Genomic DNA, 24,570 nt, shown 5'->3' on the forward strand with positions numbered 1-24,570 from the left:
CGACGGATGCAAGTTGTCGGGTTCGCTCAGCCGGCGGCGGCCACCCGCGCCCGTTCCCGCACCGAGGCCACTACTCCGCCGTCGTTGAGGATGTCGGTCCCGGTGAGATACCCCGCCTTGTCGCTGACGCAGAACGCCAGCAACTCGGCCATCTCCTCGGGCAGTCCCCAGCGCGGGACGGCGGCGTCGACGACCAGCGCCCCGGCCCCGGCCTGTTCCTCCAGTCTGCCCATCTCGGTGTCGGTCGAGCCCGGGGAGACCGAGACGATGCGCAGCCCGCGGCCGTTGAACCGCTCGGCCTGCGAGCTGGTGTACCAGCGCACAAACGCTTTGCTCACGGCATAGGCGATACCGGAGCGCGCCTCGGCGGGCATCGGTTCACAGACCGCGGCCATGGCCGCGGTGAAGCCGTGAACGTCATGCAGCGCCAACGAGAACCGGTCGGTGGGGATCAGTTCTTCGGGCAGTAGGTGCGCGGCCATCGACGCCACGTTGACGATCGCGGCCCCTTCGGGCGCGACGTTATAGAAGGCCTCGTCGACATTCAGCGTGCCGATGGCGTTGGTGCGCATGATGTAGTCGGCGTCGCCCATGCTGGGGCTGACCCCGGCGGTGTGGATCACCGAGCGCACCGGCCCGACGGCCGCCGCAGCCTCGAAGAGCGCAACGACGGCGTCGCGGTCGGTGACATCGCAGTTGATCGCGGTGACCTCAACGTCTTCCAGCGCCGCGACCGCGGCATCGAGCCGATCTTGGCGGATATCGCAGAGCACCACCGGCTGATCACGCCCGACGAGCTTCGCCGTGGCCAGCCCCATCCCGCCGGCGCCGCCGGTGATCACCGCAACCATCGCGTCAGCCCCGTCCCGTCAGGCCTGCGCCAGTTGCTTCTGCGCGTACCGCTGCGCCCATTCCGCGCGCGGCCGGATGGAGACGTCGACATCGGTGGCCTGCGCCCGCAGTGCCCCCACCGTCGCCTGCTCGCGCGGGGTCTGGGCGAACGGGTCCCAGCTGAAGAACCTCGCGGAGTTCTCCCAGGTGATCTTGTTGATGTCGGAGTCGTCGGCGCCGGCGGCCTCCAACTCGGCGAGCACCTGTTCGGGGGCGTCGGGCCAGAAGCAGTCCGAGTGCGGGTAGTCGCACTCCCAGGCGATGTTGTCGATGCCGATCTCGTGGCGCAGCTTCAGCGACGTCTTGTCGGTGACGTAGCAGGCCAGCGAGTGCTCGCGGAACACCTCCGACGGCAGCTTGTCACCGAAGTCGCGGCGCAGCCACTTCTGGTTGGTGTAGTGCCGATCCGAGCGGTCCAGGTAGAACGGGATCCAGCCGATGCCACCCTCGGAGAATGCGAACTTCAGGTTCGGATAGTTGCGCATCGCCGGGCCCCACAGCAGATCCTGGGCGCACATCGCCGAGATCTGGGTGGCCAGGATGATCATGTTGTCGATCGGGGCGTTGGGCGCCATGCTGATCGCCCCGAAGCCGGTGCCGATGTGCAGGCACATCACCACGTCCTCTTCGGAGAGCGTGCGGAACACCGGACCCCAGTAGTCCTCGTCGTGGTAGCTGGGCAGACCCTCCAGGTGCGGCAGTTCGGGCATGGTGACCGCCCGGCAGCCCTTGGCCGCCACCCGGCGGATCTCGGCGCACATGGCTTCGGGGTTCCAGGTCGGCAGGATCGCGATCGGGATGAACCGGCCCGGGGCCGAGCCCGCCCACTCGTCGATGTGCCAGTCGTTGTAGGCCGACACCATCACCAGCGTGACGTTCTCCCTGGTCATGTTGAGGTGGCGGGCGGAGAAGCCGGTGAAGGTCGGGAAGCACATCGAGGCGAGGATGCCGTTGCGGTTCATGTCGCGCACCCGCTCGTGCACGTCGTAGACGCCGGGGCGCATTTCGGCGAACCCGGCCGGGTCGCGGCCCCACTCCTCGGCCGGCCAGGACACCACCGCGTTGAGGCCGCTGACGCCTTGCGGGCGGCCCTGATACATCCACTGGTCAACACCTTTTTCGTCGGTGACGACGATCGGCGCCTCGTCCTTGTACTTGGCCGGGACGTGGCGCAGGAACATGTCGGGCGGCTCCACCACATGGTCGTCGATGCTGATCAGGATGAGGTCGTCGATGTTCATGCCTCTACTAGTACCCTGGAAAACCGTGACCGTCTCCGCGCGTTCGGCCATAGATTTTGCAGAACCGGCCAACATCGATCTGCGCCGTGGCGGGCGTGCCCGAGCGGGCAGTTACCTCTACGAAGGACGCGAGCTGGTCACCGGGTGGCACTCGCACGACATGCACCAGATCGAGTACGCGGTCGGCGGGGTGGTCGAAGTGCAGACCGCCACCGCGCACTATCTGCTGCCGCCGCAGCAGGCCGCCTGGATCCCGGCCGGACTGGAGCATCAGGCCGTCATGCGCCCCGAAGTCCGCACGGTGGCGGTGATGTTCGACCCAGCACTGGTGGCGCACGCCGGGGACCGGGCCCGCATCCTGACCGTCTCGCCGCTGATCCGCGAGATGATGCTGCACTCGCTGCGCTGGCCGATCGAGCGCGCCGACGGCGACGGGGTCTCCGACGACTTCTTCCGCACCCTGGGGCATCTGGTCTCCGACGCGCTGGACCACGAAGCGCCGCTGAGCCTGCCGACCTCCGATCATCCGATCGTCGGCCCGGCGATGGTCTACACCAAAGAACACCTGGCCGCGGTGACCGCGGCCGAGGTCGCCCAGGCCGTCGCGGTCTCCGAGCGCACCCTGCGCCGCCAGTTCGAAGCCGTCATCGGCATCTCCTGGCGGACTTATTTGCTGCATGCGCGGATGTTGCAGGCGATGGCCTTACTGGCCGCACCCGATCAGGGCGTGCAGCAAACCGCGACCGCCGTCGGCTTCGACAGCTTGAGCGCGTTCACCCGGGCGTTCACCAAGTTCGCCGGCGAGGCCCCGTCGACCTACCACCGCCGGATCGCCACACCTACCCCGTCTTGACCGCCGGCGGCGAATAGTTCGGCTTGCCCAGCCCCAGCACGTACTGGGCGATCATGTTGCGGAACACCTCCAGGGTGCCGCCGTAGATCCCGACCAGCGGTGCGAACCGGAAGATATAGTCGCTGGCCCCGTTGTCGATGGAGCCGTCGGTGTCGATCGGCAGCGCCGATGCGCTGCCCAGCAAGTCCATCAGGTCCGGGGAGATGTCGCGCATCGCCTGCGCGAGGGCGACGCGTCCGAAGATCGACGGCGCCGACAGCGACGCCTCCACCCGGGCGGCGGCCTTGCCCAGCCGGTAGGCCACCGAGCGGTCGGCGATACTGCCCGACCCTCCGACGACGGCGCCGGCCTTGTCGACGGCCTCGGCCATGAAATTGGCCTGGTGCATCATGATCGAGACGTCGGCCAGCCCGTCTGCGGCGGCATCCACCGCGCCGTGTTCGACGTTGAGCGGCTCACGCAGCACCGTCCAGCCGCCGTTGACCTCGCCGAGCCGGTACTTGTCGTCGACGCGGACATCGCTGTAGTAGACGATGTTGGTGCGGTCGCCGTCGACGGTGCGCAGCCCCTGGATCTCGATGCCCGGAGTGTTCAACGGCACCAGGAACATGGTGAGGCTCTTGTGTTTCCGTGCTTCGGGATCGGTGTTGGTGATCAGGAAGACGTACTGGCAGTTGTGCGCGCCGGTGGTGAACATCTTGGAGCCGTTGATCACCCACTGGTCGCCGTCGCGTACCGCGCGGGTCTTGCAGGTGGCGACATCGGAGCCGCCTTCGGGTTCGGTGTAGCCCAGGCAGAGCCGGATGTGCCCGCTGAAGACTCCGGGCAGCACCTCATCGCGCAGTTCCGGTGACCCGAACGACGCCACCGAGCGGGCCACCATCGCGGTCGTCCCCCAGGTGACCCACGGGACGTGGGCGCGCCGCTTCTCCAGTTCCCAGATACGTCGGCGTACCCGCGGGAAGCCGCCGTCTTCTTCCGTTTTCCATTCCGCTTCCAGGTAACCGGCGGCACCCAGCGCCAGGTGCACGCCCTCGTCGAAGTTGTCGCCGGTCTCGCGGTCGCGGCGTTTGACGTCCTCGGTGACGTGGGTGGCCAGGAAGGTCCGGACCTCCTCGAGGAAGGCCTGGTCGTCATCGGTGAGTTGCGGTCGTGAGAAGTCCATGATGTTCGGTGTCCTTAGTTGGCTGCGCGGTAGGCGGTTTCGCGGGCGGCGATCAGGTCGGCGATGCGGCAGGCGCTGGCGCCCGGGTCGCCGCCGGCCAGCGGCCAGCCGCGGGCCCGCACCAGGTACGCCGTCGCCGCGGCTTCGGCCGACACGCCCAGGCCGCCCTGGATGTGTACGGCCATGGTGGCGGCTTTGGCGGCCTCTTCGGCCATGAACACGAACGCCGAGGGCGCCAGTTCGGGCCGTTCGTCGGGTTCGTTGTCCAGGAACCACCCGGCACGGTAGGCCAGGTTGCGCCCCGACGCGACGGTGATCGCCATGTTCGCCAGCGGGTGCGAGATCGCCTGCAGGGTGCCGATCGGCACCCCGAGGGTGTAGCGGGTCTTGGCGAACTCGGCGGCGATGGTCATGGTCTGCTCCACCAGACCGACCAGTGCGGACGCGGTCAGCAGTCGCCATTCATCCAGTGCCCGCTGATATTTCGCCAGCGCGTCGGGGCCGCTGGCCAGCACCGTGCGCGAGTCGGCGTCGGCCGGGTCGATCCAGGCCATCGGCAGTTTGCCGATGTTGTCGACCCGGGCCGGGCGGGTGCCGAACGACAGCCGGACCACCGCGTCGCCGTCGCGGACGATGATCTCGTCGGCGATGGAACCGGTCGGCAGCAGCCGGGATCCGGCCACGGCGTCCTGATGCGGGTCGATGGCGACCAGCCGGGCGCCGTTGACGATGTCGGCGGTGTCCGCGCCGTCGGCCGGCAACGCACCCAGGCTTTCCAGCAGCCGGGCCGCGCAGACCTGGTCGATCCAGGGCACCGGCGCCAGGCTGCGGCCGATCTCCTCGGCCACCAGTGCGAGGTCGACCAGCGTGGCTCCGTCGCCGCCGACGGTTTCCGGAAGGGCCATGGTGGTGGCACCCATCGCGCACAACCGTTCCCAGAGGTTCTTGTCGAAACCGGATTCTTCTGCGGCGCGCACGGTTTCGATATCGCAGTGCGTGGCGAAGAACTGTTTGTAGGCCGCCTGCAGCGCGACGTGGTCCTCGGTCAGGCTGTAGTCCAGCCTGCGCAGTTCGAAACGATCCATCTCAGTTCTCCTGTTCGGGTACGTCGCCGCGGTCGGCGAAGAAGAAGTCGTGGGCATTGCGGTACAGGTATTTGTCGAGCACCTCGGCCGGCAGGTCCAGTCCTCGCGCTTCGGGCACGACGCGGTTCATCCGCAGTACCGGCCAGTCCGAGGCGAAGATGATCTTGTCGGCGCCGCGGGTGCGCATGTAGTGCAGCAGCGATTCGGGCAGCCGCTTGGGCGACCAGGCGGAGGTCATCAGCCGCAGGTTGCGGTATTTGATGAGCATCCGGATGGCGACGTCCCACCACGGGTCGGCGCCGTGGATCATGCACAGTCGCAGTTCGGGGAAGCGCACGCAGACCCGGTCCAGGTGGATCGGATGCTGCACCTCGCCGGGGATCGGCGGCCCGGGGATGCCGGTGTTGACGCACAGCGGCAGGTCCAACTCGGCGCACTTGGCGTACAGCGGGTAGTAGACGGCGTCGCTCGGCGGATACTGACCGTCCCCCCAGAAACTGGGCCCCACCACCGCATAGACCACCGGGAGCTCGGCTGCGATCGCGGACAGTTCGCGCAGCGCGGGCACCGGACGCAGCAGGTTCATGCCACCCATGGCCAGCGCGAACCGATCGGGCCGTTCCGCGACGAACTTCCGGGCGGTCACCGAGGGTTTGGTCAGGTTGTCCATCAGGACGGCCTTGTGCACGCCGTTGGCGTCCATCTCGTCGAGCAGCGCCGACATCTCGACGGGGGCGAACATCGACGCCGGCCCCTTGAAGTAGTCGTCACGCGCCCGGACCATCCACTCCGGCTGCTTGTTCTCGCCGAAGTGCACGTTCACCAGACAATCGATGGCCCGGGACGGCTCGCTGATGGCAGTCATGCCGTAGTCACCTCTTCGCTCACCCGACGTTTGGCCCAGCGGTAGTCCGCCTTGCCGTTGCCCAGCCGACGCACCTGCTCGACGTGCAGGAACTGCTTGGGCACCTTGAAACCCGCCAGCACCGTGCGGCAGTGCGCGGCCAGTTGCTCATCGCTGGTGTCCGAATCCGGTTGCAGCGCCACCAGTGCGACCAGTTCTTCTCCCCACCGCTCGCTGGGCCGCCCCACCACCAGTGCATCGGCCACCTGCGGGTGGGCCCGCAGCACGTCCTCGACCTCCTCGACGAAGACCTTCTCCCCGCCGGTGTTGACCACCAGGGAGTCGCGTCCGAACAGTCGCAGGGTTCCGTCGGCGTCCAGTGCGGCCCGGTCGCCGGAGATGACGACCCACTGGCCGTCGATCTGCCGAAAGACCTTCTCGGTGGCGACGGCGTCCTCGAAGTAGCCCAGTGGGATTCGGCCGTTGCGTGCCACCCAGCCGATCTCGTCCTCCCCCGGTTCCAAAAACCGGGTGTAGTCGTCGGAGGCCACCAGGCCGCCGGCCCGCAGCTGAAAGGTCTCCGCGGTGGGATCGCGGTGACGGGTGTGACCGAATCCCATGTTGCCGGTCTCCGAGGAACCGAATCCGTTGATCACGGTGATCTGCGGCAGATATTCCAGCAGCGCCTGTTGATGTTTGGCGTTGGTGGCCGCACCGCCGGTGCCGATGGCGAACAGCGCGGACAGGTCGTAGGGGCGTCGGCCCAACTCCTCGACGATCGGGCCGGCGTAGGCATCGCCGACCATGGTCATCAGGCCGACCTTCTCGCGTTCGGCGGTCTCCAGCACCGTGCGCGGATCGAACCGGGGCTTGGTGTCGTGCAGCACCACGGTCTGGCCGGACAACAGACCCGAGAACGCCGTCCACATTCCGGCGGCGTGCATCAACGGCGACACCGCGAACCATGGCGCACCGGCATGGGCGACCTTGTCGTGGATCTCGGTGACATCGGCGTGGTCGGCGCCGTTCATCGACGACACGTACAGGTCGCCCTGGCGCCACATCACGCCCTTGGGCCGTCCGGTCGTGCCACCGGTGCAGACCATCAGCACATCGTCGGGAGAGCACGCGGCCACACAGTCCGAATCGCCCTGGGCCAGCGCATCGTCGAGCGTCACCGACCCCGGCAGCGGCGCACCGTCACCGTCGTCGACGCAGATCAGCAACTCCGCGTCCAGCACGGACGCAAACTTGGCGCCGAACGATCCGTGGTAGATCACCGCCCGCGGACGCAGGTAGGCCAGCAGGGCGGCGACCTCGCCGGGCGAATAGTTGTAGTTGACGTTGAACGGGACGGTGCGGGCCTTGAGGCACCCGATCAGCATGTCCGGGTAGAGATCGTTGTGCATGAGGAGCGCAACCCGGTCCTGCCCGCACTCCCAGCGTTCCAACGACTCCCGTTCGGCGTGTGCGCCCAGCCCGCGGCCCGCCAGGAAGTTGGCCAGCCGGCGGGTGCGCTCGGCGCTCTGCGCAAACGTGCTGCGCCGGGAGCCGCATACCGTCATCTCACGATCGGGCACGACCTCCGCGATCGCGTCGACGACGCCACCGATCGTCCATTCGCCCACCGTCAGACCGAAGCTGCCAGGTGGGCGGCGCCCGGTGCGGTCCGGTTCGGATCACCCAGCAGCGTCAATGCGTTGTCCCGCATAACCATTCGGGTATCTTCCGCGCTGAATTCGGGGAACTGCGGGATGTCGGCGGTGAAGGTGGTCGGGTCGGCCAGGCCCTCACCGTGCGGCCAGTCCGAACCGAACAGGATCTTGTCGACGCCGATGGTGTCGGCCAGCAGCTTCACGTCGTCCTCGTAGTAGGGGGCGATCCAGACATTGTTGCGCAGCTGCTCGATCGGGTCTTCCCGGTAGTGGTAGGGCGCGTTGTTGGCCGACTTCCTCAACCGCTTGATCAGCCGGTAGACGAAGTACGAGCCGTTCTCGATGCTGGCCACCTTGAGCTTGGGGTGCCGGGTGAACACCTGGTGCACGATCATCGAGGCGATGGTGTCGTGGATCGCGCGGTCGTCCATGATCACCATGTCGAGCGGGTCGCGCTTACCGAATCCCTTGAAGACACCGCTGCCGCCCCACAGCGCCGGGATCGCCATGTATCCGGAGTCCGACAGGTGGAAGACGACGGCGACACCCGCTTCGGCCAGCCGCGCCCACACCGGGTCGTGCATCGGGTCGCCGAGCGAGCGGGCCCGTACCTCGCCGGGCACCGGGGCCGGGCGCACACAGACCAGTTTGGCGCCGCGACCGATCACGAATTCGACTTCCTCGACGGCCTTTTCGACATCGGCCAGCGAGATGATCGGCGCGGAGACGACCCGGCCGTCGGGACGGTCGAAACCCCAGTCCTCGTCGAGCCAGAGGTTGAACGCGTGCACCGATGCCATGGTGGCGGGGATGTCGTGCTTGAGTCCCTCCTCCACACCGCAGGCGAAGGTCGGCAGCATGAACACCGTCTCCAGTCGCTGCCGGTCGAGCACCGCCACGCGGGCGTCGCGGTTCTGGTATTCGGGATGCTCGGAGAGCCGGTCGAGCTTCATCAACGACGCCGGGTCCACGCCTTCGGGGATCTCGCCGCGGAACAGCAGATCCAGGCAGCCCGGTTCGATGATCGGATCGAAGCTCGGGTTCGGGATGAAGTGGTTGACGACCCCGCCGAACACCGCCAGGGTGCGATTGCCGTCCTGCAGCATCTGCACACCGCGGCTGCGGAACTCCTTGGGCAGGTGCCGGGTGAAGGCGTCCAGCGGCTCGTAGTAGTGGTTGTCGACGTCGACGGCCAAGTACGGGAGCCGTTCGGGTGCGGCAGTCATGTGCTCAACCTTTCTCACGTGAGGGGCGGGAAGTTCGGCGGGCGCTTCTCGAAGAAACTGGTGATTCCCTCGATCAGGTCGGGCCGCGTCAGCGATTCGTACATCAGGGTTTCGGCGCGGGCGCTGACCGCGGCGACGTCATCGAGTGCGTCGCGGTAGACCTGGCCCTTGATCACCGCCAGCGACGCCGGCGAACAGTGCGCGGCGATATCGCGCGCATAGGCGAGCGCACGCTCCAGCAGGTCCTCGGGCGCGACGACGTGGTTGACCACGCCGAGTTCGCGGGCCTCCTCGGCGAGGAAGGTGCGCCCGGACAGCAGCAGGTCCATCGCCGGGCCCATACCGGCCAGTCGCGGCAGTATCCAGGTGATTCCGTGTTCGGCGACCAGGCCGCGACGGGTGAAGGCGGTGGCGAATTTGGCACCGGCCGCGGCGAACCGGACGTCGCACATCAGCGCGTGGGTCAGCCCGATTCCGACGCAGGAGCCGTTGATGGCCGCGATCACGGGTTTGCGCAATTCGGTCAGGAAATGCGGGGGGCGGTCGCCGACCAGTTGGGAGACGTCGGTGTCGGATGCATCGGTGTCGGGGCCGGATTGCGCGCCGCCGCCCAGATCGGCGCCGGCGCAGAACCCACGACCGCTGCCGGTCACCACGATCGCCCGTACCGCGGGATCGGCCTCGGCCTGATCGACGGCGGCGTAGAAACCGGCGGCGATGTCGGGCCCCCAGGAGTTGAGCCGCTCCGGGCGGTTGAGGGTGATCAGCCCGACGGCGTCCCGCACGTCGTAGAGCACCGCGGTCATCGACCCCGCAACCTCCGCCTCGAATCGACTCGGATTCCGGACCGGAATCCGATTGGAATAGTTCTTACTGTATACCTTTCGGTAGCGCATTCCGCAACCGCGGGCGGTCCGGTCGAAAACCGCTATGTAGGCAGGTCACGGCTCGATTCCGGCCAGCCGATCAGGTGAAGTCCGAGCCACCGTCGACGTTGACGTTGGCGCCGGTCATGTAGCTGTTGCGGCGGGAGGCCAGAAACGCCGCTACCGCCCCCACCTCGTCGGGCAGGCCGGCCCGCGGCATCTGTGCCGGATGGCCGAAATGCTCGGTGATGGCCTCCATCAACCGGTAGGGGTCGTCCCCGTCCACACCCACCGAACGGGCCCAGCCGACCAGCCCCTCGGAGGCGACGCTGCCCGGCGAGACGACGTTGACCGGGATCTCGTCGGGCGCCAGCAACAGCGCCAGGTTCTTCGAGACGCTGTTCACCATCGCCTTGGCCGCGGTGTAGGCGACCAGAGCGGTGCTCTGCCGTTGCGTGGACTGCGCCGAGAAATTCACGATCCGGGCCCATTCGGCCTTGCGCAGCAACGGCAGTGCCGCCCGGACGGCATGCACCATCCCCATCGCGCCCTGGTCGATCGCCCGGCGCCACTGCTCGTCGCTCAGCTCCTCGAACCGACCCTGCACGTCCGGGCCGGTGGCGTTGATGAGGATGTTGAGCTCGCCGCCCCAGCGCTCGCCGATCTCGGCAAAGGCCTGCTGCACGCGATGCTCGTCGCAGACGTCGGCGACCACGGCGATCGCCTCCGGACTGCCGCGTCTGCGCAGGTCGTCGCAGGCGCGATCCAGCACGTCACTCGACCGCCCCAGGACGGCGACCCGGGCGCCGTCGTCGGCCAGGCAGCCCGCCGCGGCCAGTCCCATCCCCCGCCCGCCGCCGACGACCACGGCGCGGGCGTCGCGCAAGCCCAGATCCACGGCTACCCGCCAGGACTCAGGCGCCGGTCCAGTTCGGGGCGCGCTTCTCGGCGAATGCGATGGCGCCCTCCTTGGCATCGTGGGAGGTGAACACCGGCGCGATCAGTTCGTTCTGCTTCTGCCAGATCTCGTCCTGGCTCCAGCCGGCGGACTTCACCATGATCTCCTTGGTCACCGCGACGGCCAGCGGGCCGTTCGCGGTGATCCGCTCGGCGAGCGCGATGGCCTCGTCCAGCGCCTTACCGGGCTCGGCGAGCACGTTGACGAAACCCCACTGCGCACCCTGCTCGGAGGTGAAACTCTCACCGGTCAAAGCCAATTCGAGTGCCTTCTGGTACGGGATCCGGTGTGGCAGCCGCAGCAGGCCGCCGCCGGCGGCCACCAGTCCGCGCTTGACTTCCGGGATGCCGAATTTCGCACCCTTGGCGGCCACCACCAGGTCGGTGGCCAGCACCAGTTCGGTTCCGCCGGCCACCGCGTGGCCTTCGACGGCGGAGATGAGCGGCTTGCGCGGCGGGCGCTCGGTGAAGCCGAGTCCGCGGCCCGGGACGTAGGCCAGCTCGCCGGCCGCGAACGCCTTCAGGTCCATGCCCGCACAGAAGTTGCCGCCGGCTCCGGTCAGCACCCCGACCGACAGCTCCGGGGTGTCGTCGAGTTCGTCGCACGCGGCGGCCAGTCCCTCGGCGACCGCTTTGTTGGCCGCGTTGCGGGCCTCCGGCCGGTTGATCGTGATGACGAGAATCCGTCCGCGACGCTCGCGCAGTACCGCTTCAGACACGGCTCACCCTTCAGGCGTTGTGACAAGGTATACAAAAATGCTTACCATATGCTTTACGGTAAGAGAAGCTCCATGGCCGGTGTCGGAGCCGGGTACGGGTAGGTTTGACAGCTAGGTTCAACGGCGGAGAATCCGGCCGTGTCGACCAGAACTGGAGGTACCCGCAGTGGCAAAGCAGCCAGTCGCCGAGAAACGGCAACGGCGCGAACGCGGATCGATCAACCCCGACGACATCATCGACGGCGCATTCGCGCTCGCCGAGGAGATCGGGGTCGACAACCTGAGCATGCCGTTGCTCGGCAAACACCTCGGCGTCGGCGTGACCAGCATCTACTGGTATTTCCGCAAGAAGGACGACCTCCTCAATGCGATGACCACCCGGGCCCTGAAGCAGTACGTGTTCGCCACCCCGTATGTCGAGGCCAAGGACTGGCGCCAGACCCTGAGCAATCACGCGCACAGCATGCGGTCGACGTTTCTGGGCAACCCGATCCTGTGCGATCTCATCCTGATTCGGGCTGCGCTGAGCCCGCGGGCCGCGCAACTCGGCGTCCAGGAGGTGGAGCGGGCGATCGCCAGCCTGGTGGAGGCCGGCCTGTCCCCGCAGGACGCCTTCGACACCTACTCGACGATCTCGGTGCACATCCGCGGGTCGGTGGTGCTGCGCCGCCTCTACGAGAAGAACCGGGCATCGGACGCCGAGGGTCCGTCGGATTTCGAGGAGGCGCTGGTCATCGACCCGTCGGTGACCCCGCTGCTGGCCGAGACCACCCGGCAGGGCCATCGGGTGGGTGCGGCCGACGACGCCAACTTCGAGTACGGCCTCAACTGCATCCTCGACCACGCCGAACGGTTGATCGAGCAGAGCGGCAAGCCGGCGCGGCGGCAAGCCAAACAGTGATCGCCTGACCCGAAAAGAGCGAGCCGGCACCGTCTGATCGACGGTGCCGGCTCGCTCTTTCCCAAGTGTGCTGGGCGCTAGACCTCGACGACCACTGCGCCGCCCTGGCCGCCACCGGCGCACATGGCGGCCACACCGATGCCGCCGCCACGGCGCTTGAGCTCGTAGAGCAGGGTGGTGACCATCCGGGCGCCGGATGCGGCGATCGGGTGACCCAGGCTGCAACCGCTGCCGGAGAAGTTCACCAGTTCCTCGTCGATGCCGTACTCCTTGCACGCCGCGATCGGCACCGAGGCGAACGCCTCGTTGATCTCCCACAGCGCGACGTCACCGACCGACAGCCCGGCGCGTTCGAGCACCTTGCCGATCACCTTGACGCCGCCCAGTCCGGTGTCGCGCGGGGCGACGCCCACCGAGGCCCAGGCTTTGACGGTGCCCATCACGTTCAGGCCCTTGTCGCGGGCGTAGTCGGAGTCGACGATCGCGACGGCGGCGGCGGCATCGTTGGTGCCGCTGCTGTTGCCCGCGGTGATCGAGAAGCCCTCGATCTCGGGGTGCAGCACCTTCAGGCCCGCCAGTGTCTCCGCGGTGGTCCCGCGCCGCGGGAACTCGTCGACCTTGAATTCGGTCACCGACCCGTCGGGCAGTTCGACCTTCAGCGGGATGATCTCGTCGACGAACTTGCCGGCGTCGATCGCGTCGATGGCCCGCTGGTGCGACCGTGCGGCCCAGGCGTCCATCTCCTCACGGGTGATGCCCGCGGCCTGCGCGGTGTTCCAGCCCACGGTGATCGACATGTCCCGGGTGGGTGCGTCGGGGGTCTCGGGGTGCGTCGGCGGCATCCAGGGCTCGATGAACTTCAACTCGGGACCGGGCACCCGCCACTTCACCAGCGGCGACATCGACAGCGACTGCACACCGCCGGCGATCAGCACCCGCTCCATACCGGACCCGATCTGGGCCGACGCGTTGCCGATCGCGGTCAGGCTGCCGGCGCAGTGCCGGTTGACCGACTGGCCCGGCACGCTCTCCATGCCGCACGCGGCCGCCGCGTAGCGGGCGAGGTCGCCGCCGCCGTAGTGCGATTCGGCGAAGATGATGTCGTCGATCTCGTTCGGCTCGATACCCGCCCGGCGCACCACTTCGGGCAGCACCGTCGTGATCAACGTCTCCGCCGGGGTGTTGACCAGGGTTCCCTTGAATGAACGTCCGATGGCCGTGCGTACGGCGCCGACGATGACAGGTGTAGGCATTTTTCCGACCTTACATTAATCGTTGTTTTTGTAAAGGTACTGCGTCGCGGGTCAGGTCAGTGACACCGGCCCGGTTTCACGGCTCCGGGACGTGGAAGTGTTCGTCGCGCAACCGGAACGCCTCCTTGGTGCCGTATTGCGCCCGGGTCTTGACGAAGTTGAACTCCCCCGGCCCGAACTGCAGGTTGGTGCCGTAGGCGTGGAAGAGATAGCTGGCCACCTCTTCACCCTGGTAGGCCTGACTCTGCTCGACGAGACGGAAGGCCTCCTTGGCGATCACCACACCGTCGGCGGGCATCTTCGCCGCTTTGGCCGCCCAGTACCGTGCCCGTGCGGTCACCTCCGCGGGATCGCAGGTCTCGGTGAAGACACCCAGCTGCTCGACCTCGCCGGCGGTGATGATGTCCCCGGTCAGCAGCAGGCGCCGGGCCAACACCGGGCCCAACCGGTGAAAGAACATGTGCAGGCTGCCCAGCGCCGGGCCCAGGAAGCGCGTGGCGGGCATACCGATCTTGGTGTTCCGCGCGATCACCGAGATGTCGGTCATCAGCGCCATCTCGAAGCCCCCGCCCAGCGCGTAGCCGCTGATCTCGCCGACGGTGACCTTCGGGAAGCCCATCAGATTGTGGTAGAAGCCGAACGACTTGCGGTCCACCGCCAACCGGCGGCGCTGGCTCGGCCGGCTCTTGGCCGCAGGCTGGGCCTTCTCGCCGCTCTCACCGCGTTCGCCGTACCAGCCGTAGGCGTTGTTCATGTCCGCGCCGGTGCTGAAAACGCCTTCCGCGCCGCGCAGCAGCACCACGACGATGTCGTCGTCGTCGGCCACCCGGTCCAGGCAGCGTGCCACCCCGTCGCGCATCGCGGCGTCGTAGGAGTTGCGCCGGCCGGGGTTGTTCAGCGTGATGGTGGCGATCCGCCCGTCGGGATCGACGTCGAACAACACACGGTCGTCGCCTGTGTCGGCGGGGCTCATCGGCAGGACTCCTCACCCGGCTGTCGCCGGCCGAATCGAATGGCACTCAACTTGTTCGGTGGCGCGGCCGCGGTACTGACCTCGCCGGTGCACAGCAGCTCGCCGTCGTGCAGCAGTCGTGCGGTGGCGGTGATGCCACGCTCCCCCTCGGTGCGCACGATGTCGAAGTCCAGCTCGGTGAGGATGGGGGTCGGGCGCCGGTAGGTGACCAGCAGTGAGCGGGTGCGTCCGGCCGAGCCGGCCGCGCAACTCTGCTGCTGGGTGACGCAGTCGAAGAAGACCCCGAGGAAGCCACCGTGCACCAGTCCCGGTGGACCTTCGTAGGGCAGCGGGAAACTGACGGTGCCCGAGGCTGTTTCGCCGTCCAGGTGATCGAATCGGTACTCGGGGAAGCAGGGATTGAACGCCGCCACGTCGAAGGCGTGCTGCAGATAGACCCGGCCGTCGGCCTCGGACTCCAGGCGCGGGACGGGGGCCACGGCGGCGACCTCGGCCAGTTGCTGCTCCCAATCGGCGAATTGCGTCAGCATCTCGTCGACCAGCGGGTGGGGGTGTTCCAGTGCGAGCAGCAGCCCGGTCAGGCGCCGCATCGCTCCTGCCGCCGCCACGGTCTGGGCCAGGGGCAGCTCACCGAACCGGGCGGCACCGGAGTGCTGTGAAACCGCTACGTCTTCCGCCATGCGCCCTTCCCACCGAATGCCGACAATCGTATAGCATACTGTAGGCATGACGATATAGCTGCGAAGGGTGGGTGCCACAGTGACCGAAGGATCGGTGACGGCGCTGCGCGACGGCGCGCTCCTACACCTGACACTGGATCGTCCGGATCGTCGAAACTCCCTGAGCCATCAGATGATCGACGACCTCGTCGACGCGCTCACCGGGGCGGCGAGCGACGACGGGTTACGCGCGGTGCACATTCGCGGCGCCGGTGACGACTTCTGCGCCGGCGCCGACTGGGTCGCCACTAACTCCGGTGACCGGCGGCCCCGCACCGGCGACCTGGTGCGGCGCATCCCGCATACCGCGCACCGGCTGATCGAGCTGGTGGCGACCATCCAGCTTCCGGTGGTGTGCAGCGTCCGGGGCTGGGCGGTGGGCTTGGGCTGCAATCTGGCCCTGGCCGCCGACTTCACCGTGGCCGCCGCGGACGCGGTGTTCTGGGAGCCGTTCCTGGCCCGCGGCTTCAGCCCCGACTCGGGCGCCACCTGGCTGCTGCCGCGGCTGGTGGGCCTGGCCCGGGCTCGGCGCATGCTGCTGCTCGGGGAGAAGGTCGGCGGCACCGACGCCGTCGACTGGGGGCTGATCCACCAGGCGGTGGCGCCCGCGGACTTAGACGCCGCCGCAGCAGAACTGTTGGCCCGCTTGGCCGACGGCCCGACCGTCGCGATCGGACTGACCAAGCAGGCCCTGCATTACGGGCAGCACGCGACGCTGCCGCAATCGATGACCCAGGAGCTGTTCAACCTCGAACTCAGCTGCCGTACCGGGGATTTCAAAGAAGGTCTGGCCGCGTTCTCACAGCGGCGCCCGCCGGGTTTCACCGGCCGCTAACAGAAGAAGGGACGGCCATGCCGACGTTCGACACCATCGACTACGAGGTGCGCGGGCACACCGCCACGATCACACTGAACCGCCCGGAGGCACTCAACGCGCTGAGCCCGCACATGGTCACCGAACTGCGGAGCGCCTACGCGGAGGCCGAAGCCGATGATCGGGTGTGGCTGCTGATCGTCACCGGCAACGGCCGGGCGTTCTGCACCGGCGCCGACGTCAAAGAGATCCCCGGTGACGGCAAGGTGGTCAACGAGCGCCCGTATCTGTCCACCTACGAGCAGTGGGAGGCCCCGCAGGAGGGCACTCCCCCGTTCCGGACGATGGCCAAACCGGTGCTGGCCGCCATCAACGGGATCTGTTGCGGCGCCGGACTGGACTGGGTCACCACCTGCGACATCGTGATCGCCTCGGATCGTGCCACGTTCTTCGACCCGCACGTCTCGATCGGCCTGGTCGCCGGACGCGAAGTGGTGCGGTTGGCCCGGGTACTGCCCCGCTCGGTGGCACTGCGGATGGCTCTGATGGGCAAGCACGAGCGGATGGACGCCCAACGCGCCTACGACCTCGGCATGATCAGCGAGGTCGTGGAACACGATCGGCTGCTCGAACGCGCCCACGAGATCGCCGACGTCTTGAACTCCAACGCGCCGTTGGCGGTACGCGGCACCCGGTTGGCGATCCTCAAGGGATTGGATCTGCCGTTGCACGAGGCGGAGATGCTCGCCGAGTCCTTCCGGGAACGCAATCTGCACACCGAGGATTCGCTGGAGGGGCCGCGCGCCTTCGTCGAGAAGCGGACACCGGAATGGCAGTGCCGATGAATCCCGCGTTCACCACGATCCTGCTCGACGTCGACCGCACCGCGCGGGTCGCCACCATCACGCTGAATCGGCCCGATCGGCTCAACGCCTTCGACCGCACCATGTGCGAGGAGATGGCGGCCGCGTGGCGGATCGTCAAGCTCGACGAGGACGTCAACGCCGTCGTACTGCGCGCCGCCGGTGACCGCGCGTTCAGCGCCGGCCTGGACATCAAATCCTCCTACGGGCAGCCCGACAACGTCTGGAACCACGAGGATCCCGGTGAGCTGCTCAGCCCCAAGTGGCAGAAGATGTTCAAGCCGGTTGTCTGCGCGGTCCAGGGCATGTGTACCGCGGGCGCGTTCTATTTCGTCAACGAGGCCGACGTGGTGATCTGTTCGACGGAGGCCACGTTCTTCGACTCCCATGTCTCCGCCGGCCTGGTCTGCGCGCTGGAGCCCATCGGGTTGATGCGCAAGATCGGCCTGGGTGAGACCCTGCGGATCGCCTTGATGGGCAACGACGAACGCGTCGGCGCCGACACCGCCCTGCGGATCGGTCTGGTGTCGGAGGTGGTGGCCCGCGACCAGCTCTGGGCACGCGCACACGAGGTCGCCGCCACTATCGCGGCCAAACCGCCCTCGGCCACCCAGGGCACGGTGAAGGCGATCTGGGAGTCGCTCGACAAGCCCTACCGCGCCGCCCTGGACCAGGGGCTGATCTACACCAGGCTGGGCAACCCCCTGGGCAAGGCCGAGCTCGACGCGCAACCGCCGCGCCCCACGACTCCCCCACGGATTCGCTGATGCCACATCCCCTGCAACGACGCATCGCGACCGTGCTCGCCTTGCAGCCCGACGCACCGGCACTGCAATACGACGGCACCTGGCACTCCTGGGCGCAGCTGGACGGACTCGCCCGGCGCATCGCCGCGCTGACCCCGGCGGGCGCCCGGGTCGGAATCCTGTTGCGCAACCGCCCACCCCAGGTGGCCGCGCTGCTCGGGGTGCTGCTGGCCGGGGGCTGCGTGGTGGTGATCAATCCCTCCCGCGGCGACGACCGCACCCGCACCGAGATCGCCGACCTCGAACTGCCGGTGATCATCGGTGATCCCGCCGATCTGGACGCCCTGGTCACCGCGGGCCCGCATACGACGCTGGTGGCGATCACCGATCTGGCGGCCGAACCGCAGATCAGTGCGGCCGCCGAACCGGTGCCGGACGTGGGGCGCCCCGGGGTGGCGGTGTGGATGCTGACCAGCGGAACCACCGGGCCGCCCAAGCGCGTCGACCTGCGTTACGACATGTTGGCGCACAGTGTGATCGGCCCCGACCCGGAGCATGCTCCGGCGCCCGAGCAGTTGCGGCGCGGGATCGCGATCGTCAACTCGCCGCTGGTGCACATCGGCGGCGTCTACCGGGTGCTGCAGTGCATCGCCGAAGCGCGGTCGTTCGTGCTGCTGGAACGCTTCGAACTGCGACGCTGGGCCGATGCGGTCCGCACCTGCCGGCCGCGTGCGGTGTCGTTGGTCCCGGCGGCGCTGCGCACCGTGTTGCATTCGGAGCTGACCCGCGAAGACCTGGCCGGTATTCGTGCGGTGACCTCGGGCACCGCCCCGCTCTCCGCGGACGACGCCGACGCGTTCACCGCCAAGTTCGGCATTCCGGTGCTCACCTCATATGCGGCAACCGAATTCGGTGGCGGCGTCGCCGGCTGGACACTGGCCGACTATCAGCGGTACTGGAAGGACAAGCGGGGCAGCGTGGGCCGCGCCAGCCTGGGTGCGCAGCTGCGGGTGGTCGGCGACGACGGCGCACCGCTGGGGCCCGACCAACCGGGGCTGCTGGAGGTCAAGCCGGGCCAGCTCGGTGCCGACGCCGACTGGATGCGCACCACCGACCTGGCCCGGATCGACGCCGACGGTTTCCTGTGGATTCTGGGCCGGGCGGATCAGGCGATCATCCGCGGCGGCTTCAAGGTGATGCCCGACGACGTGCGGGTCGCCCTGGAAGCCCACCCGGCGGTCAAGGGTGCCGCCGTCGTGGGCCGGGCCGATGAGCGTCTCGGGGAGACCCCGGTGGCGGCCGTGGAACTACGCTCCGGTGCCGCCGCGGACTCCGGCACGCTGACCGAGTTTCTGCGGGGCCGGCTGGCGGGCTACGAGATTCCCACCGAGATCGCCATCGTCGACGTCATCCCGCGGACACCGTCGGGCAAGGCCGATCTGGGTGCCGTGCGGGCGCTGATCGAGCATGCCCGCTGACACCCTGGCGCACGTCCTGCGCGAACAGGCACGTGCCCGGCGCGATCACCCGCTGCTGGTCACCGATACCGAGCGGATCAGCTACGCCGAAGCCGAGCAACGCTCGGCGGTGTTGGCCGGCCGGCTCCTGGAACTGGGTGCCGGCAAGGGGTGCCACGTCGGGTTGCTGTTCCCCAATGGCGCGGCGTTCGTGGTGGGTCTGTTGGCCGCGAGCCGGATCGGCGCGGTGGTGGTTCCGTTCCCCACCTTCGCCACCGCACGCGAGCTGCGGAACCAGCTGGTGCACAGCGATGTGCGGATTCTGCTGGCCGCCGCGGCTTTCCGCTCGCACGACTACCGAGAACGGTTGACCGAGGTGCTCGGCGATGCGGATATCGGGGCCGGTGCACCACTGTTCTGCGCGGAGGTGCCGCAACTGCGCCACGTGCTGTTCGGCCCCGAGACCGCCAGCGGGCGCAGCGCTCCACCGCAGCTGGCCGACCTCGAGGACGGCGTCGACGGCGGCGACCCGCTGGCGATCGTCTACACCTCCGGGTCCACCGGCACGCCCAAAGGTGCCATACACAGCCACGGCGCTCTGATCGGCCACCAGCGCAACCTCAATGCGATCCGCGGCCTGCGCGCCGAGGACACCCTGTTCTGCAATTCACCGTTCTTCTGGATCGGCGGGTTCGCGTTCGCCCTGCTGTCCACCGTGCTGGCGGGCGCCACGCTGGTCTGCTCCAACGCCACCGACCCGGCCGTCACCCTCGACCTGCTGGAAGCCGAGAAGCCTACGGTGAGCAATGGTTTCGTGGCCGGTGTCGCCGGCCTGCCGCGCCACCCGAGCTTCGCCGACCGTGATCTGTCGACGTTGCGCCGCGGGAACCTCTATCCGATCCTGGCCCCGGATGCCCGGCCCGCCGATCCGGAGTTGCGGCACAACATGCTCGGACTGACCGAGACCGGCGGCGTCGTCCTGCTCAGCGCCGACGACACCGACCAGCCCGAACACCGGCGCGGTAGCTTCGGGCGGCCGGCTCCCGGATTCGAGTGCCGGGTCGACGACGGAGAACTCTGGGTGCGCGGCCCGTACCTGATGCAGCGCTACCACAAGCGCAGCCGGGAAGAGTGTTTCGACGCCGACGGCTGGTTCCACACCGGTGATCTGGTCCGCACCGATGACGACGGCTTCTACTACTACCTGGGCCGGCGCGATTCGCTGATCAAGACCGCCGGGGCCAATGTGTCCCCCGTCGAGGTGCAGCGCGCGATCGCCGCGGTCACCGGCGGTATGGCCGCCTACGTGTTCGGCCTGCCCGATCCCGACCGCGGTCAACTGGTGGCCGCGGTCCTCGTCGGCGACACCCCGGTCGACGGCGCGAAGCTACGCGAGTCGCTGGCCGCCGAACTCTCCGCCTACAAGGTCCCCCGCAGATCGACGACCGTCCCCGCGGCGCAGATCCCGCTGCTGCCCAGTGGGAAGGTCGACCTACGCGAATTGGCAAAGGTGTTCGATGCCTGACACGTTGACCGTCGACGCCCTGGTACGTGCCCACGCCGACCGGCACGGGGACAAGCCTGCGGTGATCGACCCGACCCGGCGGCTGAGCTACGCGGATCTGGATGCGTCGTCGCGGGAACTGGCCGCGGTCTTCATCGCGGCGGGTATCGGCAAGGGCACCCGGGTGGGGGTGATCATGCCCAACGGCGTCGAGTGGGTCCGCATCGCCATCGGCCTGACCCGGATCGGCGCGGTGCTGGTGCCGTTGAGCACCCTGCTGACCGCACCGGAGCTGGCCGCCCAACTGCGGGTGGCGTCCGTCCAGTTCTTGATCGGCGTCGAGGAGTTCCGCGGCCGGCGCCACCTCGACGGCCTGCCCGGGGATCTGCCGTCGCTGCAGCATGTCTGGACGGCCGACCGGTTGGCCGACACCAACGCCGACGCGGCTCTGGCCGGTGTCGTCGACGCCTTGGGCGCCGGTGTCACCCCCGCGGACCCGATGCTGATCATGTTCACCTCCGGCAGCAGCGGTCCCCCCAAGGGGGTGCAGCATTCGCACGGCAGCGCACTGGGCGCGGTGCGTTCCAGCCTTGCGCCGCGCTGCATCGGCGCCGACACCCGGCTGTATCTGCCGATGCCGTTCTTCTGGGTGGGCGGTTTCGGCGGCGGGGTGCTCTCGGCCCTGTTGGCCGGGGCGACGCTGGTCACCGAGGAGATCCCGACGCCGCAGACCACGCTGCGCCTGCTGGAATCCGAGCGGGTCACGCTGTTTCGCGGCTGGCCGGATCAGGCCGCGGAGTTGTCCCGGCACGCCGGCGACGCCGATCTGTCCGCGTTGCGTCCGGGCAGCCTGGAGGCGTTGCTGCCCGCGGACCTGCGCGCCGAGCCCGGGGCACGCGCCAACCTGTTCGGGATGACCGAGGCGTTCGGCCCGTACTGCGGCTATGCCGCCGACACCGACATGCCACGCTCGGCGTGGGGCAGCTGCGGAAAACCGTTCGCCGGCATGGAGGTACGGATCGTCGACGTCGAGACCGGCGCTCCGCTCCCCGCCGACACCGTCGGGATGATCCAGTTGCGCGGTCCGCACACCCTGCGCGGCATCTGTGGACGCACCCGCGAGGAGGTCTTCACCACCGACGGCTTCTACCCCACCGGCGACCTGGGCCGCCTCGACCGCGACGGATTCCTGTTCTATCACGGCAGATCCGACGACATGTTCAAAGTCAGCGGCGCCACCGTCTACCCGAGTGAAGTGGAGAAGGCCCTGCGGTCCATCCCCGGCGTGCAGGCCGCCGTCGTCACCAACGTGCCCGACGGAGACCGCAACCGGGTGGGGGCGGTGATCGCCGGCGGCGGACTCTCCGTCGACGGGCTGCGCGGCGCGGCCCGCAACCTGTTGAGCGCGTTCAAGGTTCCGACGGTATGGCTACTGGTCGACGGGACCGACGCCATCCCCCGCGGGGCGACCGGCAAGGCCGACATGCGACGGATCCGCGAACTGCTCACCGCCGACTCCCGGAAAGACCCCGATAAGCAGGACGCTTAGGCGATTCTTGGATTACGTTCGGTCAGAATTCACGCTCCGGGGGTGGCATCATGATTCGCAGTCGGCAGGCCGGTACGGCGTTGATGTTCGCTGCGGCGACCGCCTTGTTGACGTGCACCCCCCAGACATCGGTCGCGCATGCCGACAGTTCCGACGGCCCGCTCAACGCCCTGATGATGGGCGGCACCGGGATGCCGACCCCCAGCCAGGCCTGGCGGGACTCGATCATCGAGGCCTACATCAATCCGGCCACCGGTGGCGACTACACCTTGGTCATGGTGGCCACCCCGGAATCCTTCGCCAGCCCGTCGGTTCCCGACGGCGTGGTGAAACTGCTGGAGGCGATCGACGCTCAGGTTGCCGCGCATCCCGATGAGCCGTTCGTGGTCTCGGGTTATTCACAGAGCGCGATGATCTCGATCATGGCGAAGGCGCACCTCGCCGAACTCGCAGCATCCGGTCAGCCGATTCCCGATGTCACGTTCCTGCTGTTGGGTTCGTCCAGTCGCCCCAACGGCGGTGAGGTGTCGAGGTTCGAAGGATTGGCCATACCGGGAGTGGGCGGTGCGTTTCCCGGCGCGGAGCCGACCGATCTGGGTATCCCCACCATCGACATCTCCAACCAGTACGACTTCTTCTCCGACTTCCCGCAGTACCCGATCAACCTGATCGCCGACCTCAACGCGGTCTTCGGCATCATCTACGCACACGCGTCCTACGGCGACGGACCGTTGACCAACATCCCCGCGGTCTGGCCGCCGTCGGAGCCGATGTCGGGTCCGTACGTCGACGAATATGTGCTGGGTTCCAGCGACATCGTCAAGCAGGTCGAGGGCGACACCACCTTCTATCTCATCCCGTCGACCACTTTGCCGTTGCTGGGTCCGCTGATGACGCTGGGCGTGCCGCAATCGGTGCTGGACATTGTCCAGCCCGCCCTGCAGGTGATCGTCGAAGCCGGCTATGACCGGTCGGTCCCGTTCGGCGAACCGACGCCCGTCCAGTTGATCCCCACCCTGGATCCGCTGACCTTCGGCATCGAACTCACCCGCGCCGTCGTGCAGGGCGCCGACAACGCGTTCGGACTGTTCGGCACCCACCTGCCCGGCTACGCCGAACTCGACGACCTGCTGGCGCAGGCACTGGCGTGGTCGCAGGAGACCATCGGCGAGTCCTACCACGACGCCGTCGCACAGTTCAACGCCGACTTCAACCCGTTCACGGCGTTCTTCGCCCTGGAGGCGCCGATCGGTCTGGCGATCCAGGATGTGTTGGACGCCACCGGGATCCAGGAGTTCCTGATCGACCCGATCCTCGGGATCATCGGCCCGCTGGGCGGTGCGTTCACCAGCTGAACCCACCCCTTACCCGCCGATCATATTTCATATATGATCGGCGGGGTCTTCGGCTCGGGCCCGATCAGAGCCGCACTGCGGCACGCAGGAATCGACGGCAGAGGAGACGGCATGGCGGGGCGACTGACCGACAAGGTGGCATTCATCACCGGTGCGGCACGCGGGCAGGGACGGGCCCACGCGGTGCGGATGGCTTCCGAGGGCGCCGACATCATCGCGGTCGATGTGGCCGGCAAGCTGCCCGATTGTGTGCCCTACAACCCGGCCACTCCCGAAGATCTGGCCGAGACCGTGCGGTTGGTCGAGGCGACCGGGCGCCGGATGGTCTCCGCCGTGGTCGACACCCGCGACTACGACGGACTGCGCGAAGCCGTCGCCGACGCGGTGGCCACCCTGGGCCGGTTGGACGTCATCGTCGCCAACGCCGGCGTCGCGGCCCCGCAGGCCTGGGATGCCATCTCCCCGGAGAACTTTCGCGATGTCATCGACATCAATGTGACCGGCACCTGGAACACGGTGATGGCCGGCGCGCAGCACATCATCGACGGCGGCCGCGGTGGGTCGATCATCTTGATCAGCTCGGCGGCCGGCATCAAGATGCAGCCGTTCATGGTGCACTACACCGCCAGCAAGCATGCCGTCACCGGCATGGCCCGAGCGTTCGCCGCCGAATTGGGCAAGCACGGTATCCGGGTCAACAGCGTGCACCCGGGTCCGGTGAACACCGACATGGGCACCGGTGACATGGTCAGTGCACTGGGCCAGGCGATGGAGACCAATCCGCAGCTCTCGCAGATGCTCACACCGTTCCTGCCGACCTGGGTGGCCGAGCCGGAGGACATCGCCGGCACGGTGTGCTGGCTGGCCAGCGGTGACTCCCACCTGGTGACCGCCGCCGCGATCCCGGTCGACCAGGGCTGCACCCAGTACTGAG

The 24,570-nt window shown here is 68.1% G+C and carries 23 protein-coding genes; 10 read left to right on the forward strand and 13 right to left on the reverse strand.

What is annotated here, in order from left to right:
* Positions 1-26 precede the first annotated feature (26 nt).
* Together RCP38_RS15635 and RCP38_RS15640 are read right to left on the reverse strand one after the other, a co-directional pair.
* Entirely contained in the window at positions 27-851 is an 825-nt protein-coding gene (locus RCP38_RS15635; RefSeq protein WP_308473836.1) for an SDR family oxidoreductase, read from the reverse strand.
* A gap of 18 nt (positions 852-869) precedes the next feature.
* Entirely contained in the window at positions 870-2,132 is a 1,263-nt protein-coding gene (locus tag RCP38_RS15640) for an amidohydrolase family protein (RefSeq protein WP_308473837.1), read from the reverse strand.
* A 25-nt stretch (positions 2,133-2,157) separates the two neighbouring features.
* On the opposite strand from RCP38_RS15640, the gene RCP38_RS15645 reads away from it, so the two are divergent.
* The gene (locus tag RCP38_RS15645) at positions 2,158-2,985 is read left to right on the forward strand and encodes an AraC family transcriptional regulator (RefSeq protein ID WP_308473838.1); all 828 of its coding nucleotides are present in this window, start codon (positions 2,158-2,160) and stop codon (positions 2,983-2,985) included.
* Here the strand turns inward: RCP38_RS15645 and RCP38_RS15650 are convergent.
* From RCP38_RS15650 to RCP38_RS15685, 8 genes are all read right to left on the reverse strand, one after another.
* On the reverse strand, positions 2,972-4,150 hold the full coding sequence (locus RCP38_RS15650) for an acyl-CoA dehydrogenase family protein (RefSeq protein ID WP_308473839.1): 1,179 nt from the start codon (positions 4,148-4,150) through the stop codon (positions 2,972-2,974). The genes RCP38_RS15645 and RCP38_RS15650 overlap by 14 nt on opposite strands.
* A 14-nt stretch (positions 4,151-4,164) precedes the next feature.
* Positions 4,165-5,235, reverse strand: a complete 1,071-nt coding sequence (locus RCP38_RS15655; protein ID WP_308473840.1) for an acyl-CoA dehydrogenase family protein — start codon at positions 5,233-5,235, stop codon at positions 4,165-4,167.
* A gap of 1 nt (position 5,236) precedes the next feature.
* Entirely contained in the window at positions 5,237-6,100 is an 864-nt protein-coding gene (locus RCP38_RS15660) for an amidohydrolase family protein (protein WP_308473841.1), read from the reverse strand.
* Positions 6,097-7,707, reverse strand: coding sequence for an acyl-CoA synthetase (locus RCP38_RS15665; protein WP_308473842.1), 1,611 nt, complete (start codon positions 7,705-7,707; stop codon positions 6,097-6,099). The genes RCP38_RS15660 and RCP38_RS15665 overlap by 4 nt, the downstream gene beginning before the upstream one ends.
* Positions 7,708-7,709: 2 nt before the next feature.
* On the reverse strand, positions 7,710-8,960 hold the full coding sequence (locus RCP38_RS15670) for an amidohydrolase family protein (protein WP_308473843.1): 1,251 nt from the start codon (positions 8,958-8,960) through the stop codon (positions 7,710-7,712).
* Between the two features lie 14 nt (positions 8,961-8,974).
* Positions 8,975-9,766, reverse strand: coding sequence for an enoyl-CoA hydratase (locus RCP38_RS15675; protein WP_308473844.1), 792 nt, complete (start codon positions 9,764-9,766; stop codon positions 8,975-8,977).
* 160 nt (positions 9,767-9,926) lie between these two features.
* A complete protein-coding gene (locus tag RCP38_RS15680; RefSeq protein ID WP_308473845.1) occupies positions 9,927-10,724 on the reverse strand; it encodes an SDR family NAD(P)-dependent oxidoreductase in 798 nt (265 codons plus the stop codon).
* Between the two features lie 16 nt (positions 10,725-10,740).
* Positions 10,741-11,502 (reverse strand): crotonase/enoyl-CoA hydratase family protein, encoded by a 762-nt coding sequence (locus RCP38_RS15685; RefSeq protein WP_308473846.1) that lies wholly within the window; start codon positions 11,500-11,502, stop codon positions 10,741-10,743.
* 166 nt (positions 11,503-11,668) lie between these two features.
* Here RCP38_RS15685 and RCP38_RS15690 point away from each other — a divergent pair, with 166 nt between their 5' ends.
* Entirely contained in the window at positions 11,669-12,403 is a 735-nt protein-coding gene (locus RCP38_RS15690) for a TetR/AcrR family transcriptional regulator (RefSeq protein ID WP_308473847.1), read from the forward strand.
* Between the two features lie 77 nt (positions 12,404-12,480).
* On the opposite strand, the gene RCP38_RS15695 is transcribed toward RCP38_RS15690, so the two are convergent.
* From RCP38_RS15695 to RCP38_RS15705, 3 genes are all read right to left on the reverse strand, one after another.
* Entirely contained in the window at positions 12,481-13,656 is a 1,176-nt protein-coding gene (locus tag RCP38_RS15695; RefSeq protein ID WP_308473848.1) for a thiolase family protein, read from the reverse strand.
* Positions 13,657-13,732: 76 nt separating this feature from the next.
* Positions 13,733-14,629, reverse strand: coding sequence for an enoyl-CoA hydratase/isomerase family protein (locus tag RCP38_RS15700; RefSeq protein ID WP_308473849.1), 897 nt, complete (start codon positions 14,627-14,629; stop codon positions 13,733-13,735).
* Positions 14,626-15,309, reverse strand: a complete 684-nt coding sequence (locus RCP38_RS15705) for a hotdog family protein (protein ID WP_308473850.1) — start codon at positions 15,307-15,309, stop codon at positions 14,626-14,628. The genes RCP38_RS15700 and RCP38_RS15705 overlap by 4 nt, the downstream gene beginning before the upstream one ends.
* A gap of 79 nt (positions 15,310-15,388) precedes the next feature.
* On the opposite strand from RCP38_RS15705, the gene RCP38_RS15710 reads away from it, so the two are divergent.
* From RCP38_RS15710 to RCP38_RS15745, 8 genes are all read left to right on the forward strand, one after another.
* On the forward strand, positions 15,389-16,183 hold the full coding sequence (locus tag RCP38_RS15710) for an enoyl-CoA hydratase/isomerase family protein (protein WP_308473851.1): 795 nt from the start codon (positions 15,389-15,391) through the stop codon (positions 16,181-16,183).
* A 17-nt stretch (positions 16,184-16,200) separates the two neighbouring features.
* Complete coding sequence (locus tag RCP38_RS15715; RefSeq protein WP_308473852.1) at positions 16,201-17,007, forward strand: enoyl-CoA hydratase/isomerase family protein; 807 nt, start codon at positions 16,201-16,203, stop codon at positions 17,005-17,007.
* A complete protein-coding gene (locus tag RCP38_RS15720; protein WP_308473853.1) occupies positions 16,992-17,792 on the forward strand; it encodes an enoyl-CoA hydratase/isomerase family protein in 801 nt (266 codons plus the stop codon). Before RCP38_RS15715 ends, RCP38_RS15720 begins: the two co-directional genes overlap by 16 nt.
* On the forward strand, positions 17,792-19,249 hold the full coding sequence (locus tag RCP38_RS15725) for a class I adenylate-forming enzyme family protein (protein ID WP_308473854.1): 1,458 nt from the start codon (positions 17,792-17,794) through the stop codon (positions 19,247-19,249). The genes RCP38_RS15720 and RCP38_RS15725 overlap by 1 nt, the downstream gene beginning before the upstream one ends.
* Positions 19,239-20,753, forward strand: coding sequence for a class I adenylate-forming enzyme family protein (locus RCP38_RS15730; RefSeq protein ID WP_308473855.1), 1,515 nt, complete (start codon positions 19,239-19,241; stop codon positions 20,751-20,753). The genes RCP38_RS15725 and RCP38_RS15730 overlap by 11 nt, the downstream gene beginning before the upstream one ends.
* Positions 20,746-22,281 (forward strand): class I adenylate-forming enzyme family protein, encoded by a 1,536-nt coding sequence (locus RCP38_RS15735; RefSeq protein ID WP_308473856.1) that lies wholly within the window; start codon positions 20,746-20,748, stop codon positions 22,279-22,281. The genes RCP38_RS15730 and RCP38_RS15735 overlap by 8 nt, the downstream gene beginning before the upstream one ends.
* A 50-nt stretch (positions 22,282-22,331) precedes the next feature.
* Entirely contained in the window at positions 22,332-23,636 is a 1,305-nt protein-coding gene (locus tag RCP38_RS15740) for a PE-PPE domain-containing protein (protein WP_308473857.1), read from the forward strand.
* Positions 23,637-23,747: 111 nt separating this feature from the next.
* Positions 23,748-24,569, forward strand: a complete 822-nt coding sequence (locus RCP38_RS15745) for a mycofactocin-coupled SDR family oxidoreductase (RefSeq protein ID WP_308473858.1) — start codon at positions 23,748-23,750, stop codon at positions 24,567-24,569.
* The last annotated feature ends 1 nt before the right edge of the window (position 24,570 follow it).

It is taken from the genome of Mycolicibacter sp. MU0083, assembly GCF_963378075.1.
In the GTDB taxonomy this organism is placed as follows: Bacteria; Actinomycetota; Actinomycetes; order Mycobacteriales; family Mycobacteriaceae; genus Mycobacterium; species Mycobacterium kokjensenii.